Annotated in this window: 20 protein-coding genes and 1 pseudogene; 10 read left to right on the forward strand and 11 right to left on the reverse strand. The window is 45.8% G+C overall.

Going from position 1 to position 22,269, the window contains the following annotated elements; translation table 11 throughout:
• Positions 1-9 precede the first annotated feature (9 nt).
• The 4 genes from ACYVI9_RS04055 (at position 10) to ACYVI9_RS04070 (ending at position 3,956) form a co-directional block, all read left to right on the forward strand.
• On the forward strand, positions 10-423 hold the full coding sequence (locus ACYVI9_RS04055; RefSeq protein WP_460761031.1) for a BrxA/BrxB family bacilliredoxin: 414 nt from the start codon (positions 10-12) through the stop codon (positions 421-423).
• A gap of 164 nt (positions 424-587) precedes the next feature.
• On the forward strand, positions 588-1,874 hold the full coding sequence (locus ACYVI9_RS04060) for a prolipoprotein diacylglyceryl transferase (protein ID WP_460761034.1): 1,287 nt from the start codon (positions 588-590) through the stop codon (positions 1,872-1,874).
• Between the two features lie 171 nt (positions 1,875-2,045).
• Complete coding sequence (locus ACYVI9_RS04065) at positions 2,046-2,903, forward strand: sigma-70 family RNA polymerase sigma factor (RefSeq protein WP_008585204.1); 858 nt, start codon at positions 2,046-2,048, stop codon at positions 2,901-2,903.
• 162 nt (positions 2,904-3,065) lie between these two features.
• Positions 3,066-3,956, forward strand: coding sequence for an SDR family oxidoreductase (locus ACYVI9_RS04070; RefSeq protein ID WP_460761036.1), 891 nt, complete (start codon positions 3,066-3,068; stop codon positions 3,954-3,956).
• A 54-nt stretch (positions 3,957-4,010) separates the two neighbouring features.
• On the opposite strand, the gene ACYVI9_RS04075 is transcribed toward ACYVI9_RS04070, so the two are convergent.
• The 8 genes from ACYVI9_RS04075 to ACYVI9_RS04110 form a co-directional block, all read right to left on the reverse strand.
• Complete coding sequence (locus ACYVI9_RS04075) at positions 4,011-4,772, reverse strand: LytR/AlgR family response regulator transcription factor (RefSeq protein ID WP_460761039.1); 762 nt, start codon at positions 4,770-4,772, stop codon at positions 4,011-4,013.
• On the reverse strand, positions 4,753-5,892 hold the full coding sequence (locus ACYVI9_RS04080; protein ID WP_460761041.1) for a sensor histidine kinase: 1,140 nt from the start codon (positions 5,890-5,892) through the stop codon (positions 4,753-4,755). Before ACYVI9_RS04080 ends, ACYVI9_RS04075 begins: the two co-directional genes overlap by 20 nt.
• Before the next feature lie 67 nt (positions 5,893-5,959).
• Positions 5,960-7,225, reverse strand: a complete 1,266-nt coding sequence (locus tag ACYVI9_RS04085) for a hypothetical protein (RefSeq protein WP_460761044.1) — start codon at positions 7,223-7,225, stop codon at positions 5,960-5,962.
• Positions 7,215-8,528 carry a DUF4270 family protein gene (locus tag ACYVI9_RS04090; RefSeq protein WP_460761046.1) on the reverse strand — a complete coding sequence of 438 codons (1,314 nt, stop codon included), beginning with the start codon at positions 8,526-8,528 and terminating at the stop codon, positions 7,215-7,217. The genes ACYVI9_RS04085 and ACYVI9_RS04090 overlap by 11 nt, the downstream gene beginning before the upstream one ends.
• A gap of 126 nt (positions 8,529-8,654) precedes the next feature.
• Entirely contained in the window at positions 8,655-9,713 is a 1,059-nt protein-coding gene (locus ACYVI9_RS04095; protein ID WP_460761048.1) for a Kelch repeat-containing protein, read from the reverse strand.
• 238 nt (positions 9,714-9,951) lie between these two features.
• The gene (locus ACYVI9_RS04100; RefSeq protein WP_460761051.1) at positions 9,952-10,572 is read right to left on the reverse strand and encodes a DUF1684 domain-containing protein; all 621 of its coding nucleotides are present in this window, start codon (positions 10,570-10,572) and stop codon (positions 9,952-9,954) included.
• Positions 10,569-11,486, reverse strand: a complete 918-nt coding sequence (gene ctlX / locus ACYVI9_RS04105; RefSeq protein ID WP_460761053.1) for a citrulline utilization hydrolase CtlX — start codon at positions 11,484-11,486, stop codon at positions 10,569-10,571. Before ctlX ends, ACYVI9_RS04100 begins: the two co-directional genes overlap by 4 nt.
• A gap of 34 nt (positions 11,487-11,520) precedes the next feature.
• Positions 11,521-12,954, reverse strand: a complete 1,434-nt coding sequence (locus ACYVI9_RS04110) for an arginine deiminase family protein (protein ID WP_460761056.1) — start codon at positions 12,952-12,954, stop codon at positions 11,521-11,523.
• Positions 12,955-13,100: 146 nt separating this feature from the next.
• Here ACYVI9_RS04110 and ACYVI9_RS04115 point away from each other — a divergent pair, with 146 nt between their 5' ends.
• The 6 genes and pseudogenes from ACYVI9_RS04115 to ACYVI9_RS04140 all read left to right on the forward strand — a co-directional run.
• The gene (locus ACYVI9_RS04115) at positions 13,101-14,015 is read left to right on the forward strand and encodes a DMT family transporter (protein WP_460761059.1); all 915 of its coding nucleotides are present in this window, start codon (positions 13,101-13,103) and stop codon (positions 14,013-14,015) included.
• Between the two features lie 86 nt (positions 14,016-14,101).
• On the forward strand, positions 14,102-15,469 hold the full coding sequence (locus ACYVI9_RS04120; RefSeq protein WP_460761062.1) for a Gfo/Idh/MocA family protein: 1,368 nt from the start codon (positions 14,102-14,104) through the stop codon (positions 15,467-15,469).
• Between the two features lie 26 nt (positions 15,470-15,495).
• Positions 15,496-16,212: a 3-keto-disaccharide hydrolase gene (locus ACYVI9_RS04125; protein ID WP_460761065.1), complete on the forward strand. Its 717-nt coding sequence runs from the start codon at positions 15,496-15,498 to the stop codon at positions 16,210-16,212.
• A gap of 202 nt (positions 16,213-16,414) precedes the next feature.
• Complete coding sequence (locus tag ACYVI9_RS04130) at positions 16,415-17,017, forward strand: TetR/AcrR family transcriptional regulator (protein ID WP_460761068.1); 603 nt, start codon at positions 16,415-16,417, stop codon at positions 17,015-17,017.
• Between the two features lie 88 nt (positions 17,018-17,105).
• Complete coding sequence (locus tag ACYVI9_RS04135; protein ID WP_460761071.1) at positions 17,106-17,576, forward strand: TolC family protein; 471 nt, start codon at positions 17,106-17,108, stop codon at positions 17,574-17,576.
• Between the two features lie 26 nt (positions 17,577-17,602).
• Positions 17,603-18,301, forward strand: a pseudogene (locus tag ACYVI9_RS04140) (efflux RND transporter permease subunit); the annotation flags it as partial.
• Positions 18,302-18,375: 74 nt separating this feature from the next.
• On the opposite strand, the gene purU reads toward ACYVI9_RS04140, so the two are convergent.
• The 3 genes from purU to ACYVI9_RS04155 form a co-directional block, all read right to left on the reverse strand.
• On the reverse strand, positions 18,376-19,206 hold the full coding sequence (gene purU, locus ACYVI9_RS04145; protein WP_460761073.1) for a formyltetrahydrofolate deformylase: 831 nt from the start codon (positions 19,204-19,206) through the stop codon (positions 18,376-18,378).
• A 92-nt stretch (positions 19,207-19,298) separates the two neighbouring features.
• Complete coding sequence (locus ACYVI9_RS04150; RefSeq protein ID WP_460761075.1) at positions 19,299-20,579, reverse strand: HAD-IIIA family hydrolase; 1,281 nt, start codon at positions 20,577-20,579, stop codon at positions 19,299-19,301.
• Between the two features lie 6 nt (positions 20,580-20,585).
• On the reverse strand, positions 20,586-22,235 hold the full coding sequence (locus tag ACYVI9_RS04155) for a hypothetical protein (RefSeq protein ID WP_460761078.1): 1,650 nt from the start codon (positions 22,233-22,235) through the stop codon (positions 20,586-20,588).
• Between the last annotated feature and the right edge of the window lie 34 nt (positions 22,236-22,269).

A 22,269-nucleotide genomic window follows, 5' to 3' on the forward strand; every position in this document is an offset into this window, starting at 1 on the left:
TTAAAATATATGTATCCAGCAGAAATAGTAATTCCCATGAAAGAGGAATTAACGGATAATGGCTTTGTGGAACTCCAAACCCCGCAGGATGTAGACGATAGTCTGGCACAAGAGGGAACCAATCTACTCGTAATTAATTCAGTATGTGGTTGTTCCGCAGGAACTGCCCGACCCGGTGTGCTGATGGCCGTAGCCAATGCGGAAAAAAAGCCTGACCATTTAACGACCAGTTTCGCCGGTTTTGATTTTGAAGCCGTTGCAAAGGTCCGGGAGCATCTGATGCCTTATCCGCCATCTTCCCCTTCTATTGCCTTATTCAAAGATGGAAAACTGGTACACTTTATAGAAAGGCATATGATCGAAGGACGGTCTGCGCAGATGATCGCCCAGAATCTGATCGCTGCCTTTGATGAGTATTGTTAAGCTGACCAGTAAGGTATTTGGTTATAGCAAATCATATTAAGGACACCCGAAGGGTGTCCTTTTTTTCTTTTTACCGGTTCTGTCGGCAGATCGGGGTCATGGGTAATCCTGCTTCATGAAGCTTTTTATCGTAATATTGCCACAAAAAGTAAACACCCAGCTGCATGTATCCTAATTTATATTATGTCTTTAAAGACTGGTTCGGAGTGGAATGGAAGCCGCTTCATTTTGTGAATTCATTCGGCTTTTTTGTTGCGATAGCCTTTTTGATCTGCGCCTATGTATTAACCCAGGAACTCAAACGTAAAAGCAAAGAAGGGCTTTTCCAGCCGACAGAAGAAACCATAGAAATTGGTAAGCCTGCATCTGTTGCTGAATTGCTGACCAATTTTATCCTCGGATTTCTGTTGGGCTATAAGATTCTGGGCCTGGTGTTTATGAAGAATTCAATGAGCGTCAATCCGCAGGAATACATATTCTCCTCACAGGGGAACCTGCTGGGCGGGCTTGTACTGGGATTTTTATTTGCGGGACTGAAATATCGGGAAGCCAATAAGCAAAAACTTGCCAAGCCGGAAAAGCGGATTATACGGGTATGGCCGCAGGACAGGGTGGGCCAGATTACCATGATCGCCCTTGTCTTTGGGCTGCTGGGCGCCAAACTTTTTGATACTTTCGAAAACTGGGACGCGTTCCTTCAGGACCCTTCCAGCTTCTTTACTTTTTCTGGTCTGACTTTCTACGGAGGACTGATCTGCGCGGGCATTGCCCTCTGGTGGTATACCCGAAAGCACAAAATTCCTTTTATCCATTTTGTCGACGTTATGGGACCGGTTATGATGCTGGCCTATGCATTGGGTCGGATCGGATGCCAGGTTGCCGGCGATGGTGACTGGGGGATTTTTAACCGCGCCTTTAAAACCAGATCCGAAGGTGGCATCCTTCCTGCGGCCGCTGGTGATTTTGAGGCAGCAGTAACCTCAAATCCTAATTTTTTTGCCCGACACGGAACAGATAATGCCTTTTTCCCCAAACCCGACTTCCTGAATTTTCTGCCTGACTGGTTTTTCGCCTATGATTTTCCCCATAATGTCAACGAGACGGGGGTGCCGATGGCTGGTTGCACGGATTTACAATATTGTAATCACCTGCCGGCGCCGGTATTTCCGACATCTGTCTATGAAATCCTGATCTGTTTACTACTTTTCGGGATCCTGTGGGCCTTCCGCAAAAGGATAAAGATACCCGGGTTATTATTTGGAATCTATTTGATATTCAACGGTTTAGAGCGGTTTTTCATCGAACGCATCCGGGTTAATGTCAAAATGCATCTTTTCGGCATCGAAATGACCCAGGCCCAGCTGATTTCTTTTGGTCTGATTCTGGCAGGAATAGGCGTAGTGGTATATTCCAGGTTCCGTCATAACCGGCGGCAACCAATTGGGACTTAAAAGCGTTAAATAAGGGCAGGAACGCGCGAAACAGTGGTCCCGGCGTCAGCAAGTTGTTAAAACCCAACTTGCTATTGTCGTGATTTCTGCGTAATTTTGCGGGTTATTATTAAATTTGAATCCTATCGGCCTGCACTATCATTTACCAAAATAAAGTTTATATAATCAGATATGCGTCAGCTCAAAATTGCTACTCAAATTACTAACAGAGATTCCCAGGCTGTTGAAAAATACCTGCAGGAGATTTCTAAAATTTCTATGATCACACCAGAGGAAGAGACTACGCTCGCTCAAAAAATAAAAATGGGCGATCAGCGGGCTCTGGATAAACTGGTTCAGGCCAACCTGCGTTTTGTGGTTTCTGTTGCCAAACAATACCAGCACCAGGGGCTTTCTTTAAGCGATCTGATAAATGAAGGCAACCTGGGCCTGATAAAAGCCGCTCAGCGTTTTGATGAGACCAAAGGTTTTAAGTTTATTTCTTATGCGGTATGGTGGATTCGTCAGAGCATCCTGCAGGCATTGGCGGAGCAGGGGCGTCTGGTACGTCTGCCACAAAATAAGATCGGTACCTATAATAAAGCCAATAAGGCTTATATGGCTTTCGAGCAGGAACACGAGAGAGAACCTTCCACCGAAGAGCTTTCTGAACTGCTGGAAATGAGTGAGACTGAAATCAACAATATTTTTCAAAGCAATACCCGCCACACTTCTCTGGATGCCCCGGTGCATGAAGCGGAAGATGTAGCTATGGGCGATCTGCTGGAAGGCGGATCAGATACGGATGATGATGTGATGAAGGATTCTTTACGCAATGAAATTCGCAGGGTTTTGAAATCCCTGTCACCGCGTGAAGCTGAAATTGTCAATGCCTATTTTGGTCTGGACGGTGAGAATGGTGTGACCATTGAACAGATCGGCCAAAAATATGACCTGACCAAAGAGCGCATTCGCCAGATTAAAGAAAGGGCAATTAAGCGTTTACAGAAAGCGCGGTATAGCAGCGCCCTGAAATCCTATTTAGGGTAGAAAGAATTGTTTTAAATAATAGAAACTCCGAAGTAATATTCGGAGTTTTTTTGTAGGATCGAATGAACGGAATGAATTTAATCGGAATAGTTTCTAGATTTGTGATGCAGGTTGCCAGGAACCATTGGTAGGTTGCTGCCTGCAGGAGCTTAAATTTCAATTATGGCAAAGGTTTTTGTAACAGGCACCAATGGTTTGGTGGGAAGTTTCGTCGTAGATCGTCTATTAAAAGAAGGCCATGAAGTGTTTGCCTCATCCAGAACGGGAGATATGTCTTCTTTTAACCAGCATCCACAATATCGTTTTATACAGGTCAATTTCGCAGATCCGTACTCACTCGGCGATGCTTTCGAGTTTGTCCGTCCTGAACTGGTCGTACATTGCGGCGCCATGAGCAAACCCGACGAATGCGAACAACGCCAGGCAGATGCATTTGATACCAATGTGTACGGAACAGTACAACTGCTCAAAACGGCCGAATTGTATAACGCCTTTTTTGTACAGGTCTCTACTGATTTTGTGTTCAATGGCGATACGGGAATGTACCGGGAGACCGATCGGCCGGATCCGGTGAACTATTATGGCAAAACCAAATGGCAGGCGGAAGAGGCAGTTGCGGAGTACCAGTCGGGCTGGGCCATCGCCAGAACCTGCTTCGTCTATGCTAAACCTTTTTACGGTAGAGATAATTTCATAACCTTGGTGGCTCAAAAGCTGCGTCAGGGTGAATCATTTAACGTCGTTGAAGACCAGCAGCGCACGCCGACCTATGCGCCGGATCTCGCCTGGGGTATTGCCCGCATTCTTGAAAGAAGATCAACAGGAATATTTCACCTGGCGGGGAAGGAGCAGCTGTCGCCCTATGCAATGGCCTTGAAAGTAGCAGACCATCTGAATGTTACCAACCACAGACTAAGACCGGTTACCCGTGAGGCGTTTAAAGAGCCAGCTCGACGGCCTTTATGTACCGGTTTGAATATTGAAAAAGCGGTCCAGGAATTATCTTTTAATCCTATGTCATTTGATAAGGGGCTGGCAGCAACGCTTTCTTGATCCTAGCTGCGAAACGGCCAGTTGACCGAAGCGATGACAGTTGCTAAGTTTGTTTTATCGACTCAGCCAGCTCAAAAAATCGGTCATTTTTACCTTATTGATCTCAAAGACAGGTGCGTCGGATAATTTTAAGGTAATCAGAAGTTTACGGTTGTGGCTTTGGAGTACTTCATCAATGGACTGTTTATTGACCAATACCTGTCGGTTGACCCTGTAAAACCCAGTCCCACAGCTTTTTTCTATTTCATCCATGGATTTATTGATGAGGTATTTTTCATTCTGTAGGGTTATGAGTTGCGCCGCCTTATGCTGCGTGATAAAATAGGCAATTGACGATATTTTTATGGGTTTGATTTTGTCGCCATATTTCACCAGAAAGGCATTGGTGCCACCCGAGGCGTTCTCGATATTCATATTCCCGAGCAATTGGTCGTAATGGTTAACCCGTCGGATGGCCGTACCATAAAGCCTTCTGAATTTATTAATCCCGTCCAATAATGATTTTTCATTGAAAGGTTTCAGAATATAATCAATGCCATTAGCTTTAAAGGCCTGTAGGGCATACTGGTCATAGGCTGTGATGAATATAACCGGACTACTGATCTTTACTCTTTGAAAAATTTCAAAACTCGAACCGTCCGACAGATGGACATCACAAAATATCAGGTCAGGCTGGGGGTGACTGTTGAAGTATTCCGTAGCCGCGCCGATACTAGCAAGCTGACCGATAACCTGGAAATCCGGCGCGATCTCTTCTAATAATTCTTTGAGATATTCAGCGGTGTAACCTTCATCTTCAATGATCACTGTGTTCATCTTCGAGTAACTTTAACGTGACAATAAACTGGTCTTTTGTTTGGGTGATTTGTAAATCCGTACCACCCAGCAGCTGGTATCTTTCCCTGAGATTTTTCAGTCCCAGCCCTTTTTTGGTGTTGAAATCCGATTTGGGTTGCAGATTATTTTCTACGCAGATAGTGCGCAGCCTTGCATCACCACTTACTTTTATCAAAAGCGGACTGGTTTCGCTGAGCATATTATGCTTCTGCGCATTCTCCGCGAGTAACTGCAAGGAATGAATCGGCACCAGTCCGTTCAAAAGCTCCCCAGGTATATCAAAATTGAAGATCAGGGCATCCTTGAAGCGAATTTTCTGCATTTTCAGATAGGTACTGACATATTTTATTTCTTCCTCGACGGTTACTTTGTAGTTATTGTTGGCATATACCGAATACCGCAGTAGTTCCGACAACATATCTACATAATGATCAGCTTTTACGGTATCTTTTTTAATCAGGGCTTTGATGATTGATAAGGAATTGAATAGAAAATGTGGTTGCAATTGTTGTTTTAGTAAATTATGCTTGCCTTCCAGGTTAGCAATCCGGAGCTGATTATTTTCCTTTTCTACATGTTCCTTTTTCTTTCTCAGGAGTATGATTTCTGTCAGCACCAGAATCAGAATATTGGTGGATTGTCCGGGCAATATTGCAAAGATATTAAACCAGGGCCGATGGGCAGTCTGAAAATCACGGGTGCGGGGTGGTCCAATGTTGGGAGATGCATCAAACCGGATATGAAATCGGGGGCCTCCAATTGGTTCGGGATGTAGGTGCAGGATACGGATCAGCCGAAAGAAGAAATAGGCGGCCAATCCACAAATCACCAGGCTGGCCAGATACCGGAGCCACTGATAGCGGGGTGGGACGTATCTAAAAAATAGCGAAAGCAAGAGGGTATTCAGAAGCCAGAACAATCCGGCATTCATCATGGCACTAAGCAATCCGAACCGGGTTTCTGCCCAGGTGAATTCGCCGGTGAATAATAAAGGCATGGGTACTGCTGCCGAAATGCCAAACAATGGTATCGTAATTGCAGCGATGATCAGAATGTCCCGGTAAGGAACAGGATATGTATTTGTGGCCGACTGAACCATATTTGTCTTCCAAATATATTGTTAATTGCTGTTATTATCCGGTTGGCGAAGATGCCATCGGCATCTCTTACTGGGTACCGAACTTATACCAGATATTTTTTACGCTGATACCCAGCGTAAACTGGGTATAATTTTCTTTAATCTGGGCGGATGAAAAGCTACCCCTGCGGCCAAGCTCCAGTCCCCCATGCAGGTATAATCTTCCTGTAACATTATAGCCACCACCCAGAGTGAAACCGTAATCCCATATCTTGTTGCCGTTCAGGTGAAAATAACTGTTTTCGGCAATAAGCCCCATGCCCAAGTAGTATTTTTCATAGGTAAAACCTTCCAAATAAGACTTAACGGTCCTGGCGTATTCCCAGCCGGCGGCAATATGAAAATTGGGGGAAGTATAACTGTTTGTATAATTTAAGGATTGTTTTTCCCAGTTATAATATCCGCCCTCCACAGAGATACTAAGGCCCCGTTTATTGGAAGCTGTATAACCCAACAGACCGCTTATGGGAAGCTTGAAATGCGCTGGACCGTTACTTTTTTCACCAAAAATGGTATCGCTACTGGTATATTCCGTTTTCCGGTAACCTTTTAATCTGGTATTAGCCGTAAAGGTCAGGCCCCATGTATGTTGCCAGGAACGATTCGCATCAGTGTAATACTGTAGCCCGAAATCGAACTTGCCGCCGGAATAGAAGGAGATCTCGTTTTTACTGATATCCAAACCCAGATTGTTGTCCAGATAGCTGGTCATTTTCTGGGTGCTGCCAAACAGATAAGCGGCGGTAATCCCAACAGAAAAATTTTTGCTCCAGGCATGACCCAACGAACCATAAATCTGGTTGATACCACCACTGCCTTCCACCTGCCTGCTGAAGCCCTGTGTCTGATCATTGTAAATGGCATCCGGTAGGGGATACTGATAATTGACGGTGCTATAAGGTTTAAGGCCCAAAGCAAACCCGGTGGCATGAAAGGGTTTGAACGCCATTGAGACGTTGTGGACTACAAAATCCTTGCTAAAAGCGGAAGCCGTATCAATGGCCTTCGACGGGAATCGGGAGGACCTGCCTTTTCCTGTCAGGTCGAAATTGACGGATTTCAGTCCCAGGGAACTCAAGGACGCAGGATTTCCGTCATTGTAAGTATTTTCATTTCTCCGGGAGACAGATACGCCGCTGATACTATAACGACCTGTGCTTTGGGTGCTTATGTCGCCGAGGCCCAGAGTGGAATAAGGAGAGGTGACATTTTGTGCCGCCACTGCAGGTCCATAGCATAACAGCAGTATACAGGCATTATTCCTGATCCAATTTTTGATGTATTTACAAGCCAAGAACATAGAGTTTTAAACGTACGTCCGGATCCGCAGCTTTTGTATTGACAATAAGCCGGGAGCCCGTACCAAAATAATTGTCGTTATAGGGACAGAGGAATAAGGATTGGGTAGAGAATCTTCCTTCGTTGATCAGGGTATTGATGTAACTGGTGATATCAAAACTGTATTTAGTGCCATCGGCCTCAAGAGGATCAGATACGAGGTTTCCGGATTCAGGATAACCGGTTAATGGGGAAACGATATAAGAGTTCAGCTGATTGGACTGATCCCCGGTATACAAAAGCAAGGCAGAAGGTATAATATAAGGGGATTGATTCAGAGAATGATCTACCCTGATTTCCAGGCTGGCATTAATCACTTTTACATAGGGATAGGATTCGGTAATATTCAGGAGGTTCGGATATTCAATTTTAATCCGGGTGGGATTTAAATTGCTGAGCAGGGCTTTATAACCGGTCAGGTTACTTGCCGCCAGTGAAAAACCCGAATCAGCAAATACGGACATGGGGGAATCCACCGGATCGTAAGCTATATGGTTATACTGTTTTGCCGGAATATAATTCAGGTCATAATATCCCTTGTTATTATAGAGCCCCTTCTCGGTATAATAAATACGGATTATCGGAACCGCTTCCGAGTTGGAAAATTGATAAATGGTATTATTTTGTTCAGAATCAGCTGCAATACAGATGCCTTTGAGATAGTTGCGAAAATTGTTCTGATCGGTCATTGCCAGGGTATTGTTTTTCATCTGAGTGTACAGGCTTCCGGCAAACCCGTCGTCCAGCGGGATGAAAACGGTGTCTTTTTTCAACGGGTGTACTAAAAGGTTTGTCTCGCCAATGGGTTCGGGCAAATAGTTAGTGCTTTGGGTATTATAGAAGGTCGCCGTGCCCAGCGTGTCGGAACCAATGGTCTGGCTTAGGGCAAAGACCTGAATTCGGAAGGGCCGGGTCGTGTCCCCATAGTAAACACCACTGGGAACGAGTAGCAGCGCTGCCGAATCGAAACGAATCTGATCATTGCCGAAAGGATGATTTTCGGGGCGGGCGATTTCGCAAAACGAAAAGGCGTTGATACTGCCCAGTTCCGGATCCGCATGATGGCCTAGAACCCAAACGCTGTCACCATTTGACTGAAAACTGTCCAGTTTAAAAGTGCTCAGGGAAACCGTATAGTTATCCCATATGGTGATATTGGGGTCTTCTATGATGGTATTGTCACTGAAATATACATTGGTCTTTTGACAGGAACTAACCAACATCACTATGAAAAGCAGACTGATCTGAAAATATCTCATCCTAATTCCATTATACTGAATCACTTAATATTAGAATTTGAAATAAGGGCAGCTAATAGGAATATTAACTGCCCATTCCCTGAGTATGCTTCTATGCGATTAGTGAAGCATATATCTTAATTGACTTTAATAATTGTCTGTCGAGGATTGTTCTGCGTTTGGATCAAATTGCCACAGGTCGTCAAAATAAGAACTGCCGCTGGTTCCCGTTGTAATAAAACCATAATTTCCTGCGTCAAAACCAATAGCGCCCTGTCGGGCAGATCCCTCAAATGAAGTTTTCTGGGCCCAGAGATCAGTGTCGATATTGTATTCCCAGACGGTGCCGGTATTACCGCTGATCGTTCCACAACAGAGATAGGCTTTATTGTTAAGTACAAATACTGCGGCATTGCTGCGGGTAATGCCCGAGCCGTAGTCATCATCATAATCCTCGTCATCATTTGAGGAATTAATATTGCGCAACCGTGTCCAGGCATCTGTTGCCGGATCATAATAGTAAAAATCTGTAAGCAGGCTCGCGTTATTGGTTCCGGTTACAATATAAGCCTTTTCATTATGGACAAAAGCTACTGCATCCTGTCGTTTGGAACCGGCCAGACTGGCTTTTTGCGTCCAGCTATTGGAGGTAGGATTGTATGCCCATAAATCTTTCAGATAGTTACCGTCATTTCCGGTCGCTACATAGCCGGTGCCGCCAATGGCAAAGGCAACGGCCCCGTAACGGGCACTACCGCCGAAATCGGCTATCTGGTGCCAGCTGTTCGTGGCAGGATGATAGGCCCAGAAATCATTTAAACGTGTAGTGCCGTCGTACCCGGTTCCCACATAGGCGATGCCGTCGATAACAAAGGCTACGGCAGCATTTCTCGCCTTACCAGGGAAGTTGGCAACTTTTTTCCAGGTGCCGTTGGATTTCTGAAATGCCCAGAAATCTGTTAACCGATCCGCCGAATTAGATCCCAGGGATCCATTGTATCCGAGTCCTACATAAACTTCTTCTCCAATTGTAAAAGAAACAGCGTCTGTTCTACCCACGCCTTCAAATTCGTAAGACACTTTCCAATTGCCTTCCAGATCAGTATCTGTGGTATCGTCTTTTGAGCAGCCAGTCGAAATGATTATACCAATTGTTAGCAAATAAATCAGATAACGAAAGATTTTTAACTTGTTCATTTTCATCATACAGTTCATTATTTGCAGGCAAAATCCAGCTATTTTTTTTTAAAAGAAAAGTTAATTAGACCCAACAGGACAATAACCCTTCCGAAGCGGACATTTGAAATGCCGACCATCTGTTGTGGTCTGTTTCGCCTGGTATTAATATGCCCGGATCCGGGCGAAGTGAGGTGTTCGGCAGGTTAAGTAGACAGGCGGGCAAAAAAATCTCCTGCCTGTCCGGCGAAATGAAAATTAGTAACGCTTAGTCCGAATGCGCAGGAAAACTTTTTTCACCGGCATAAATTGCAATACCTAAGCGGTTGTCGGAAGGCGGAATCGGACAATTATATTTTCCACCGATTCCATAAGCACAGTAGGGATTATAAGCTTTGTTGAAATCTACCAGAATATGGCCATCCCGGAGATCAGACTGTTTGAGATCGATATAACGTCCCCCCTCATAAGTGGTGTAGCCCGTGGTACTGTCAGTGAACATAAGAAAGAGTAGGTCCCAGTACTGGGGATCCTGCAGCAGCACCTGCGACTGATAAACATAGAGCGTTTGTTCAAGGTCCTTTAATTGGAAACACAGTTTTCCCGCTTTTCGGAATATCTTGGAGCGTCCCGAAGAAGTAGGTACCCTGAACCATTTGCTATCGGGCACTGGTTCAAATCGGGCGAGGACCTGATACTGTGAATCTACAGGATAGAATGCTATTTGAGATTTTGAAGATGCGGATCGGGCTACTTCGTGTTCTTTTACATAGCGCATCTGGAAGTGCCTGATACTGTCCATATAGCTGGTCTGCGCCTGACCTGAATTTGTCAGTAGCAAAAGGGCACAGGTCAGAAAACCCGTGTATAAATAATGGACGGTCTTCATGCTTCTTCTTTTGGGATTAAAAATATTTCTGCCATCATACAACGGGCGCTGCCCCCGCCGTGCCGTTCTATTGTATCCAGGGGTGTATGCAGCAACTGATTGTATGATTCCAGCCGGGCGATTTGTTCCTGGGTCAGGCTGTTATAGGCGCGACGCGACATAACCAGTAAGGGGGTGCCTTCCGAACTCGCGACCTGGAGCATATTACCGGCAAACTGCAACATTTGTCCGATACTGATGGGAATAACGGTTTTGCCCGTTTGGGCAAATTTTTCCATTAACATGGTCGATTGTGTCGCATCCCTGATACTTTCCATGCAAATGACTACATAAGCGCTGCCCAAACACATCATTACATTGGTATGATATATGGGTATGCCGTTTTCGTCATGCGCATAAAACAACACAGGTTGGTAACCCAGCGAATGGCAAAAACCATACAAGGGACTGGCATCTGTTCTGGGCGAAAGGCAGGCATATGCCAGTTTATTGTCGCGATCCAGGATCATGCTGCCAGTGCCTTCTAGGAAAAGCTGTTTTTCTTCAAAATAGGTGAGGTCAATTTCAGAACGCACATAAAAATTATCGTGAATAAGATCCATAACGGACTTTGTTCTTTCCTTTCTTCTGTTGGGCGCAAACATGGGATAATAGACAACTGAACCTTCTTCATGAAAGCTGACCCAGTTATTGGGGAAAATGGCATCGGGGGTCAGGGGTTCCGGGTGGTCTTCTGCGACAGTAACCTGCACGCCATGATGGCGGAGCAGCGTTGTCATAGCATCGAATTCTTTCAGCGCCCGTGTCTGTATATCGGAAGCACCCCCGGCATGCTGGAAAGCATTGTTAACGGCCGTCTGTTCGTTAAACCCGAAAGCAGCAGGACGGACCATCAAAATATGTTCAGTGATCATGATTCAATAATTGAAAAAGTAAGCGTATCGAAGATCAATCCCGAAGTAAGGGCATGCTCATGCAATGAAATCCGCCCCTTGCTCTGGAAAGTTCTGCGGATGGCATGATGATAAATGTGTTTTCCAGCGATGCGGTATCCAGATCGCCGGCTTCGAGTGCTGTCAGCAGATCCTGGACCCTGACCGTCCTGAATCCGGCATTGACGAAAGCCTGCAACGTATGATCATTTCTGTCATACCCCAGCACCACGCCGTCTTTCAGGGCCAGCAGATTACAACTGTCCGTCCATTGTTCCCGGGCATCAAAAGGGAATTCATTATTACCGGAATAAATAAATCGTGGCGATTGGCCACAAGCCAGGTCATTCTTACTGATATCCGTAAGCAGGTCTTCCAGGTTGTCGAAATACAAAGGACGGGAAATCCGATCCCGATGAAACTGAATGATCGATATTATTTCGTCTTTTTTTCGGGTATCCAGTGCCCGCTGGATATCGTCTGCATCTTCTCCCTTGATATGCTTTTTCGAAAATGTGCCAAGCATTACCCAGGTATTTCTGCTAACCTGCGTAAATATCGTATCGATATGCATATAATCTCTTTTACGCGGTATTTTTATCACAGATACCTTCCGGACAAGTTTGCGATCAAATAACGCATGAATGGTCTGGTTGGCAGCTTCCAGGGATGTTCGCTCACTAACTCCAATCAGTACATGGTCCGGGCTGACCACCATAATGTCCCCACCTTCCAAGGTGACTGCCTTTTCTTCGGAATCCTTGGGTAAGAGGAACTGGTACGGACTCTCCGGAAGTTCGATAATCTTTTCCCGGTGCGTCTCGAATAAGGGATGGTTGTAAAAAATGTATTTCATCAGCAGGGCTTCGCGGGTCCGGGCCTGCTTGGCGGGTTTGTTCAGCAGTATATGATCGTTTATTACAATACCGATATCGCGGGTGAAAATGAAATTGGGCACGGGTGGGAACAACATTTCATTGTCCCAATAGGTGCCTGTTATAAAAACATTGGCCAGTTGCCGGGATTCCAGTTCCATCAAAGATTCCTGAATCGCATAGCTGCAGTTTTCGACAGCGCAGACGGATGCTACCAGCCGGGTGCGGATCTTTTCATTGTCCAGGATCGTCGCCAATAGCCATTCAATTTCGATGACCTGCTCCGAACGGAAAAAATGGTCGCTGGAAGGTTTATAAAAATCGAAATTATTCCGGGGGTCATCAATTTCGGTCAGCCTGCCTTTTATTTTATCAGGATCTGTAAAGTAAAGGAGGAGCTTGGTATAGTAGTCGTATTCCTTGCGCCGCATAGTCTCCAGGTGTACAATATCCTCGAAAAGCCAGTCCTGGGCCTTGGAAGGAACCACTTTTCCCAGACCGCTGTCCGGACTATGGACGAGCAGGCGTTTCAGGCGGCCGGTTTCGGAACTGACACGGATTTCGGATTGAGCCATAATTTTATTTTTAGATTGCCGCAGGCAGCTTCACAAATTTAAGCTTTTGCACAGGGACTGTCAAACCTTGGGATAGGCCCAATATCCGTTTTTACCGGTTGGAATTTGATACAGGGCGTCCATTAATTATGTAGCTTGCGCCCGAAATGAAAAAGGCTTTTTTGCAGCTCCATATTGCCGTCCTTCTGGCGGGGTTTACGGGTGTTCTGGGGGAACTGATTACGCTCAATGAAGGCTTAATTGTCTGGTACCGGCTGTTGTTTACGGGCATTACACTCTGGATTTTGTTCTTGTGGACCAGAAAACTGCAGCGGTTGAATTATAAAGACGGCATGCACCTGGTTCTGACGGGATTTGTAAGTGCCCTTCACTGGTTATTCTTTTACGCATCAATCAAATACGGCAATGTCTCGATCGGGCTGGTTTGTCTGTCGGTCGTCAGCTTTTTTTCGTCTATTTTGGAACCATTGATTAACAGGGTTCGCATCAACCTGCTGGAACTGGGCCTGGGGATGATGAACGTTCTCGGTATCTGGCTGATTTTTCATTTTGATACCCGGTATAAAACAGGAATATTGCTGGGGTTGGTGTCTTCTTTCTTTGCCGCCTTGTTCCCTATTTTGTTAAAGATTAAAATGACCCGGATCAATATGCAAACCGTATTGACCTGGCAGATATCCGGCGGTTTTATTACCCTGTCGGCCCTGATGCCTTTTTATCTGAAAGCTTTCCCCGTGGCCAGTCTGCTGCCCTCCTGGAGCGATCTGCTCTGGCTGTTGGTACTGGCCTGGGTTTGTTCGGTGATCGCATTTCAGTTTTCGATGAATGCGCTGAAAAAACTATCTGCTTTTACCGTGAATCTGTCCTATAGTATGGAACCGATTTACGGCATCTTGATGGCCTTTCTGATTTTCAAGGAAAACCGGGACATGAATTCAGGATTTTATCTGGGGTTATTGGTGATCATCTCTACATTATTCGTCCATACTTTGATGCTGAGACGGAAACAAAAAAATAGCAGAAGCGAAAAAAACGCCGTCCTTTCAATACCGGATAAATAGGGTTTTCTTTTGTAATCGCTGTATAATTCTATCGAAGGGTTTACTTATCTTTAGCGCTATTATTTGTCAAAACTTCTTTAACGATTATGAATGCTGAATCAGCCAGACGGCGATTTTTGAAAAAACTGGCGCTTTCCTCCGGCGCTTTAATGGCGGGGAAATACCTGGACGCTGCAAATGCGGAAACCCGAAAAATTATAGGACTTTCCCGCAACAATATTTTTGGGGCGAACGATCAACTGAATATAGCCCTGATTGGCGCCGGTGGTATGGGTAGTAATGACCTGGATACCGCTCTAAAAGTCCCTGGTGTGCGGATGGTTGCCGCCTGTGATTTGTACACTGGTCGGCTGGATACTGCCAGAAAACGTTGGGGCAATGATATATTTACTACAAAAGACTATAAGGAAATTCTGCAACGTAAGGATATAGATGCGGTTATTGTGGCTACACCCGATCATTGGCATAAGCAGATTTCTATTGATGCCATGCAAGCCGGTAAACATGTGTATTGCGAAAAACCGATGGTGCACAGTATTGAAGAAGGGCCGGAAGTGATTGCGGCACAGAAGAAAACCGGAAAAGTTTTTGAAGTGGGCAGTCAGGGCGTATCTTCCCTGGGCAATGAAAAAGCCCGAGAGCTGCTGAAGCAGGGAGCGATCGGTGAATTGAACTACGCGGAAGGGTTCTGGGCCCGGCGCAATCCGGTAGCGGTATGGCAGTATCCCATACCCAAAGATGCTTCCGTGCAGACGGTTGACTGGGATACCTATATTAGTAATACCCATAAACGGACTTTTGACCCGATGCGTTTTTTCCGGTGGAGAAATTATAAGGATTATGGTACGGGTATGGCGGGGGACCTGTATGTTCATTTATTTTCCAGTCTCCATTTTATTACAGATTCACTCGGGCCCAATCGGATTTATTCTACCGGAGGTCTCCGATTCTGGAACGATGGCCGGGAAGTGCCGGATGTACAGCTGGGTGCCTTTGACTATCCTAAAACCGAAACACATCCAGCCTTTAACCTTTCGTTGCGATGCAATTTTGTAGATGGAACAAGTGGTACAACTTACCTGAAACTTGTAGGAAGTGAAGGTTCTATGGATATCACCTGGGATGATGTTACCCTGAAAAAAAATAACGGTTCGGCAGTAGAAGATCCCTTTCTTAAGCAACAGGACGCAGGAACTTCAGGGAACCGAGGCCGCAAACGTATCGTTGAGGAGGCGCCGGCGACCACGGTTTTCAAGGCGGAAAAGGGTTATAAAGGCGGTCCATATGACCATATGGTCAATTTTGTAACTGCCATACGTAATGGCAATAGTCAATCGATTGCGGAAGATGCGGTCTTTGGCTATCGCGCAGCGGCACCCGCCTTACTTTGCAATGACAGTCTGGATGCGGGTCGTCCCATGGTTTGGGATCCGGTAACCATGAAAAAGCAATAATCATTCAAATACATAAAGCCCAAAAAATGAAAAAAAACAGCATTATTCAACATGCGCTGCTCCTGTTAGTGGCGGGTGCAACTTTAGTTTCCTGTGGCTCTGCACGTAAAGCGGGTTCAGAACAGGGATGGGAATCCTTATTTGATGGCAAAACCCTGAGCGGCTGGCATGGTTATAATCGGGGAGACGCTACTGTAAAAAACTGGACTATTATTGATGGGGCCCTGGTGTGTCTGGGGGCTGCTGCACATGATACAGGTGGAGATATAGTCACCAATAAGCAATACGAGAATTTTGAGTTGGCCTGGGAATGGAAGGTGGACAAAGGCAGCAATAGCGGCGTTATGTATCATGTGATTGAAGACAAAAAATATCATGGACCTTACGAAACCGGTCCTGAATATCAGATTATCGATGATGTGAATTTTCCGGGAAAACTGGAAGAATGGCAGCAGGCGGGAGCCGACTATGCCATGCATGTTGCGGGCCCTAATAAAAAGCTCAAACCCGTAGGTGAATGGAATAACAGCCGTATCATTTATAATAAGGGGCATGTAGAGCACTGGCTCAACGGGCAGAAGATTGTCGAATTTCAGGCTTATACAGAAGATTGGAAAAAGAAGAGAACGACGGGCAAATGGAAAGACTATCCCGGATATGCCACTGTCCAAAAAGGATTTATTGCCCTCCAGGATCATGGTAAAAGAGCCTATTTCAAAAATATTCGGATTCGGGAACTTTGATTCACCGACCATTTTATGTACCGACTTCAGTTTGTTTGTTACTGATTTTAAACCCTTTTGATCATTTTCACCGGCTTTACGCCGGTGATTTTTTTATCAGAAGCTTGCCCATCGGATGAAGAATAAGAAAAAATAATAAGAAAGATTTGGCAGACTCCACGAAAAGTGTTTAACTTTGCTGTTTAACAAAAATGTCAATAAAATGTCCGCCAAAGATAGCAATACAGAGAAGCTGATTCGGGATACTGCGATGAGGGTGTTCTTTCGGGAAGGACGCTTTCAGGCCACGACACAGGAAATTGCAGACGCTGCTGGTGTAAACAGGACCCTGGTACATTATTATTTCCGGTCCAGGGATCAGCTGTTTCAGAAAGTGCTGGAAGAGGGAAGGGTGGAATTCTATAAAAAGATTGACGAGATCGTCAAGCCGGAGCAATCTTTCCGAGATAAAATAAAACATCTTATTGATATCTGGATGGAACAGGGTATGAAGTATCCGTTTTTAGACACTTACCTGGTATCTCAGTTGAATAAGCCCGAAATGGTCGCCGCACTTACGGCTAATGACAATAGCAACCGGCAGAAAATCAATGCTTTTTATGCCGATATCCGGGCTGAAATGGAAGCCGGAAACATCGCCAGCATGGAACCAATCCATTTTTTGCTAAATCTTGCCGCAATGGTTTCATACCCAATTATCATGAGGCCACTGTTGGAGCGGGCCCTGGAAATGAATACCATTTCATTTAATCTAATCATCCAGGGACGTAAAGAAGCTATTTTGAAAACCGTATTTCTGAAGTAAAATTTTTTTACCTCATGATTTACAAAAAAGTCAAACAAATAAGTTAGAGGAAATTGTAAAATATTAAAGTACCTCAATTAAAAATCACATGAAAACAAATAAAAAGTCGGCGTTGCTCACCCTGGTATTATCCCTGGTCATAAGCAGCGGATTCGCACAGGTCGGATCGGGGATAAGCCTCAGGTCAGCGATACAATATGCACTGGAACACTACACCGATGCGAGGAAGGCTTCGCTACAGTTGGAGAATGCACAATATCAGATCGATGAAGTGCGTTCCCGTGCCCTGCCCCAGGTGAGCGGTTCCGGACAACTCAATTATAACCCGCTGTTACAAAAGAGTGTGCTTCCCGGTGCCATGAACCCCACCAACCCCGGAGAGGATATGCTGATCGCTTTTGGTCAGAAATGGAATGCGAATGTCGGGGTGGCGGTGACCCAGAATATATTTGATCAATCAGTCTTTACCGGACTGAAAGCTGCCCGGTCGACCAAGGAGTTTTACGAATTAAATCAACAGTTGACAGAAGAACAAGTAATTGAACAGGTCGCACTGTAGAAGCCCAAAGTGTCGGTAGACCTACTGGTACAATTGCTGCCGAGTGGGAAACCCGGCTGGAAAAGCTAAGCCGGCCGGCAGGTGTTAGTTATATCTGGGGTGGAGATATGGAAAACCAGTCTGAAGGGTTTGGCTCATTGGGCATTGCGCTGCTCGCCGCAATCGTACTGGTCTACCTGATCATGGTGGCGCTGTATAACAGCTTTGTGTATCCTTTTGTGGTGCTGTTCTCGATTCCACTTTCGATCATCGGAGCACTTCTGGCCCTGGCATTAACAAATAATACCCTGAATATATTTACCATTCTGGGATTGATAATGTTGATTGGATTGGTGGCAAAGAATGCTATCATGCTGGTGGATTTTACCAACCAGCGAAAGGCGGCGGGGCAATCCACTTTCAACGCGTTGATTCAGGCCAATCATGCCAGACTACGTCCGATTCTGATGACGACGATCGCGATGGTGATCGGTATGGTGCCTATCGCGATGGCAAGCGGTGCCGGTGCAGAGTGGAAGAATGGTCTGGCCTGGGTTATTATCGGCGGTTTGATCAGTTCTCTGTTTCTCACTTTGGTGGTCGTTCCGGTAATTTATACCATTTTTGACCAAGTGTTAATGAAATTCAATAAGAACAAACCCGCAAAACAGGTCGAAGCGTTGATGACGGAAGAATATCAGCACCGGGAGCTCAGTGAAGACGGGTTTACGCCCGCACATATTTAATGAACCTGACCTTTTCCTATAGATTCAATTGTCGCATCCCCTGGGGTGCGGCAATTTCTATTTAATTTGCTTGGCTAATTCTCGAAGATGATGGTCTTATTATGGTAGACAAGGACTTTGTCCTGCAAAATAAGCTGCAGCGCATTCGCCAGGACAGCTTTTTCGATTTCCCGGCCCAGACGGATCATGTCCTTCACGCTGTGACTGTGGTTTACCGGAATGATTTGCTGGGATATAATGGGGCCGTCATCCAATACATTGGTAATAAAATGTGCAGTAGCACCGATTAGTTTGACGCCCCGCTCATAGGCCTGCCGGTAAGGATGTGCACCGATAAAGGCAGGTAAAAATGAGTGGTGGATATTGATAATCTGTTCGGGATATCGCGACAGAAATTCCGGCGAAAGGATTCGCATGAATTTCGCCAATACGATAAAATCAAATGCGTACTGATTCAACACTTCTGTCAATGCCTCTTCGAAAATATGTTTCTCGCAGCCTTCATGGGATACATGATGAAAAGGGATATCAAATTTTTGTGTGAGTTGTTCCAGTGTTTCGTAATTACCAATGACGCAAACAACTTCCGCTCCAAGGGTATTGAAGTAATTTCTTAGCAGGATGTCCCCCAGACAGTGATGTTCTTTGGTGACAAGAACCGCAATCTTCTTTTTATTATCCTCTTTGATGCTGATTTGCGTGTCTTCAGGAAGTTGGGCCTTTAATTTTGCTTCCAATTGCGCCGAGTCGTGCCTGCCCTGTATTTCCAGACGTATATAAAACCGGTTTTCTTCAGTATTCACGTATTCCTTCATGGAAATAATATTCAATCCGGCAGTGGCCATTATAGCGGCTATGTCCGCCACCAGACCAACACGGTCACTACATTGTAACAAGATAATCATGCGTTAAAAATACTGCTAATTCTATAATGGGCGTTAAATTCTGGCGATAGGCACAGGGCTAAGAAAGCCATTTGCTCCAATGGGTCTTCTGCTTACAATGCCTGGCAGAAGGCCTGCAGATCGGAAAACTGCAGGTCAATGCGTTGATCCGGCAAAGGGAGCGGCGCCTGTGTTGTCGCAACAAAAACAGTATGCATGCCTGCATTCCGGCCAAAGGACATATCACTCAGATTATTGCCGACCATGACCGCTTTGCTAAAGTCAATATCCGGAAAATCCATAGATGCCGCTAAAGCCATTCCCGGATTGGGCTTTCTGCAGAAAGCTTTGTCTTCGACCGCAGTGCAGAAATAGATATGGTCGATCCGGCCGCCGGAAGTCTGTACCCCCTCCAGCAGTTTTCGGTGCATGGCTTCCAGGTCTTGCGGCTGGATGATACCACGCCCCACGCCCCGCTGATTCGTGATTATAATTATATATTTGAATTTTTGACTGAGTTGGGCAAATCCGGAAGGAAAGCCGGTTGTAAAACGGAAGGCTTCCGCGTCTGTAATATAGCCACCTGGATTGTCTTCATTGATAACCCCGTCACGGTCCAGAAAAAGGGTCCACTTATCATCAATAGCGGTCAGGTCCAGCGATGGTTGTTGAAAATCACTTTGCGCCCGCTGAAAGTCTTCAGGAATGCCAATATCTATAAAATAATTTTCGGCGCTAAGTCCTGAAAAATCTCCCTGGGCTACCCGGGCTTCCAGATAATCCTTTTCAAAAGAAAAACGTTCCGGAAAATTATGACTAAGAAACCGGGATTTATCAAGCAGGTAAACACCCGCATTGATCCAGCCGGATGTATAAAATTTTTTTTCTTCGAAACGAAGAATGCGATGCTGCCGATTAGTGGTTACCACACCATAGCGGTCAAAATCCTGCATGGGTTTTAAAGCCAGGGTACAGGCCGCCCCAGTCTGTTGATGGCATTGCATCAGGGCGGTGGCATCAAACCCAAACAAAGTATCGCCATTGGCAATAAAGACCTGGTCCGACTTTGCTTTTTGAAGCGCCAATCGTACGGCACCGCCGGTTCCCAATGGTTCAGCTTCTATAACATATTCATAATCCAGTGTAGGATAACTTTCCTCCAACCAGTCCAGGATATGCTCGTGTTTGTAACCCAGGCTGAAGATCAGTCTTTCAATTCCCTGCATACGCAGGTAATTGATTAGGTAGTACAGAAAAGGATGGCCCGCAACCGGCGCCATACATTTGGGCAGGTCCGGTACCGCAGATCTTAACCGGGTGCCCAGACCGCCTGCCAGAATAATGGCTTCCTTGGGTTCGGTAGAAGGGGCGCAGGAAGTAGCAATGGATGACATGGTAAGTTATTTTAAATTGGGCTGCCAGATAGAGGCCGCTTCAAAAATTTCCAGGTTTTTAATGGTGATCTGCTGGCCAAAGAAAGCAAGCCCATGGGTATTTTCCGGCCGGCGTTCCAGACTATAGCTATAGGCGCCCTGATCAATAAAGACTTCTATTGAATGACGATCTACATAGACATCGGCAATTATCTCCATACTGCCCGGTTGGTCGGGACTGTAAAAAATACCATTGATCCGATTGTAATTCATATCATAATCCAGCAGACGCTGACTGTCCAGTTCCAGTCCTGCAGCCGTTGCATGCGAGAGATGCAGTGTAAACCTTAATCGGAAACTTTCCTGATGTCCTATACTGTCGAGTAGTTGTAATGCCCGGTTGGCATCCAGATTTTTCCAATGGCCCAAAAGTCGGAACAAGGATTCGTATTCAGCGACCGGCTGACTGAAAATGCGCAGTCCGTTTCTGGTTGGGCGCAGCCGGAGTTCGGTGGGAATCAGCATCTGGCCGTTAAAAGCAGCTCCCGGAAAATTAATCCGGCCCCAGCCGATCTGGATTCTACGACCGTCGGGCACATTATTAAATGTCTGGGCAGCATAGATGCTACCGCCGGTAAAATAATGTTTGCCGGATTCGGGCGTGAATTTCTTACCATCGAAACGTCCGACCATATAGGTGTTGGAAGCTCCCAGAAGGACCCATTTTCTTTGCCGGGGCTGGCCCTCGACGGGTAACTCAAAAAGATCGGGACACTCCCAGAATCCGGTAATATGACTCTGATAGGTCCAGTCTTTTAGATTGGCAGAATTGTAAACAGAATGTCCATCACGTTCATTAAGTACCATAACCCAATGCCGGCCTGGCTCAAACCAGAAGAGTCGTGGATCACGCGTGTCCACTGAGTGCCAGCGTGCTTTGGAGTCGATTACCGGATTGCCGGCATATTTGGTCCAGGTCAGGCCCTCATCCAGACTGAAAGCAATACATTGCACCTGCCTGGATGCCGATGCGGCGGTGTAAGCCGCCACCATGGCGACCTTGCTATCGCTGTTGAAACCGGCGCTGTTTTTTCGGTCGATAACTACTGAACCGGAAAACATCGTTCCGAGAGAATCCGGACGCAAGGCCACTGGTAATTCTTTCCAGTGCACCAAATCGGGGCTTACGGCATGTCCCCAGTGCATATTTTCCCACTGGTTTTCATAGGGATTATGTTGGTAGAATAAATGATATTGCCCCTTGTACCATACCAACCCATTGGGGTCATTGATCCAGCCCCTTCGGGTGGTGAAATGTAGCCGGGGTCGGTCTTTTTCCAGGTACAGGGAGTCCGCTCCGGCAATGGCATCGCTCTGGTAGATGCTTTTCATTCCGGCCGAAGTGCCATCATAGTGAATTTTCAGGTTTTTCCCTTTTAAATGGCTGACATCGGCAAATACCCAGTATTCCGGTTCGGAATTTGCCAGGCGGATTTTAAAAGTCCTTTCCGTGCGTCCATTCAGCTCAAAATGCATGAACTGACGGGTTGATTTTTGGGATACCGGCAGGTTCAGGTACCGGTGCTGAATCAGGATCAGGGTATCCGAAGCCCACAGGGAGGAAGCTGGTAATAGCAGCGTCAGGACGGCCAATATCAAGATCCCTCTGGTTTTCATAATCAAAATTAATGGGTAGAAGATAAAAATAAAG

The sequence above is a fragment of the Niabella terrae genome, assembly GCF_054783135.1.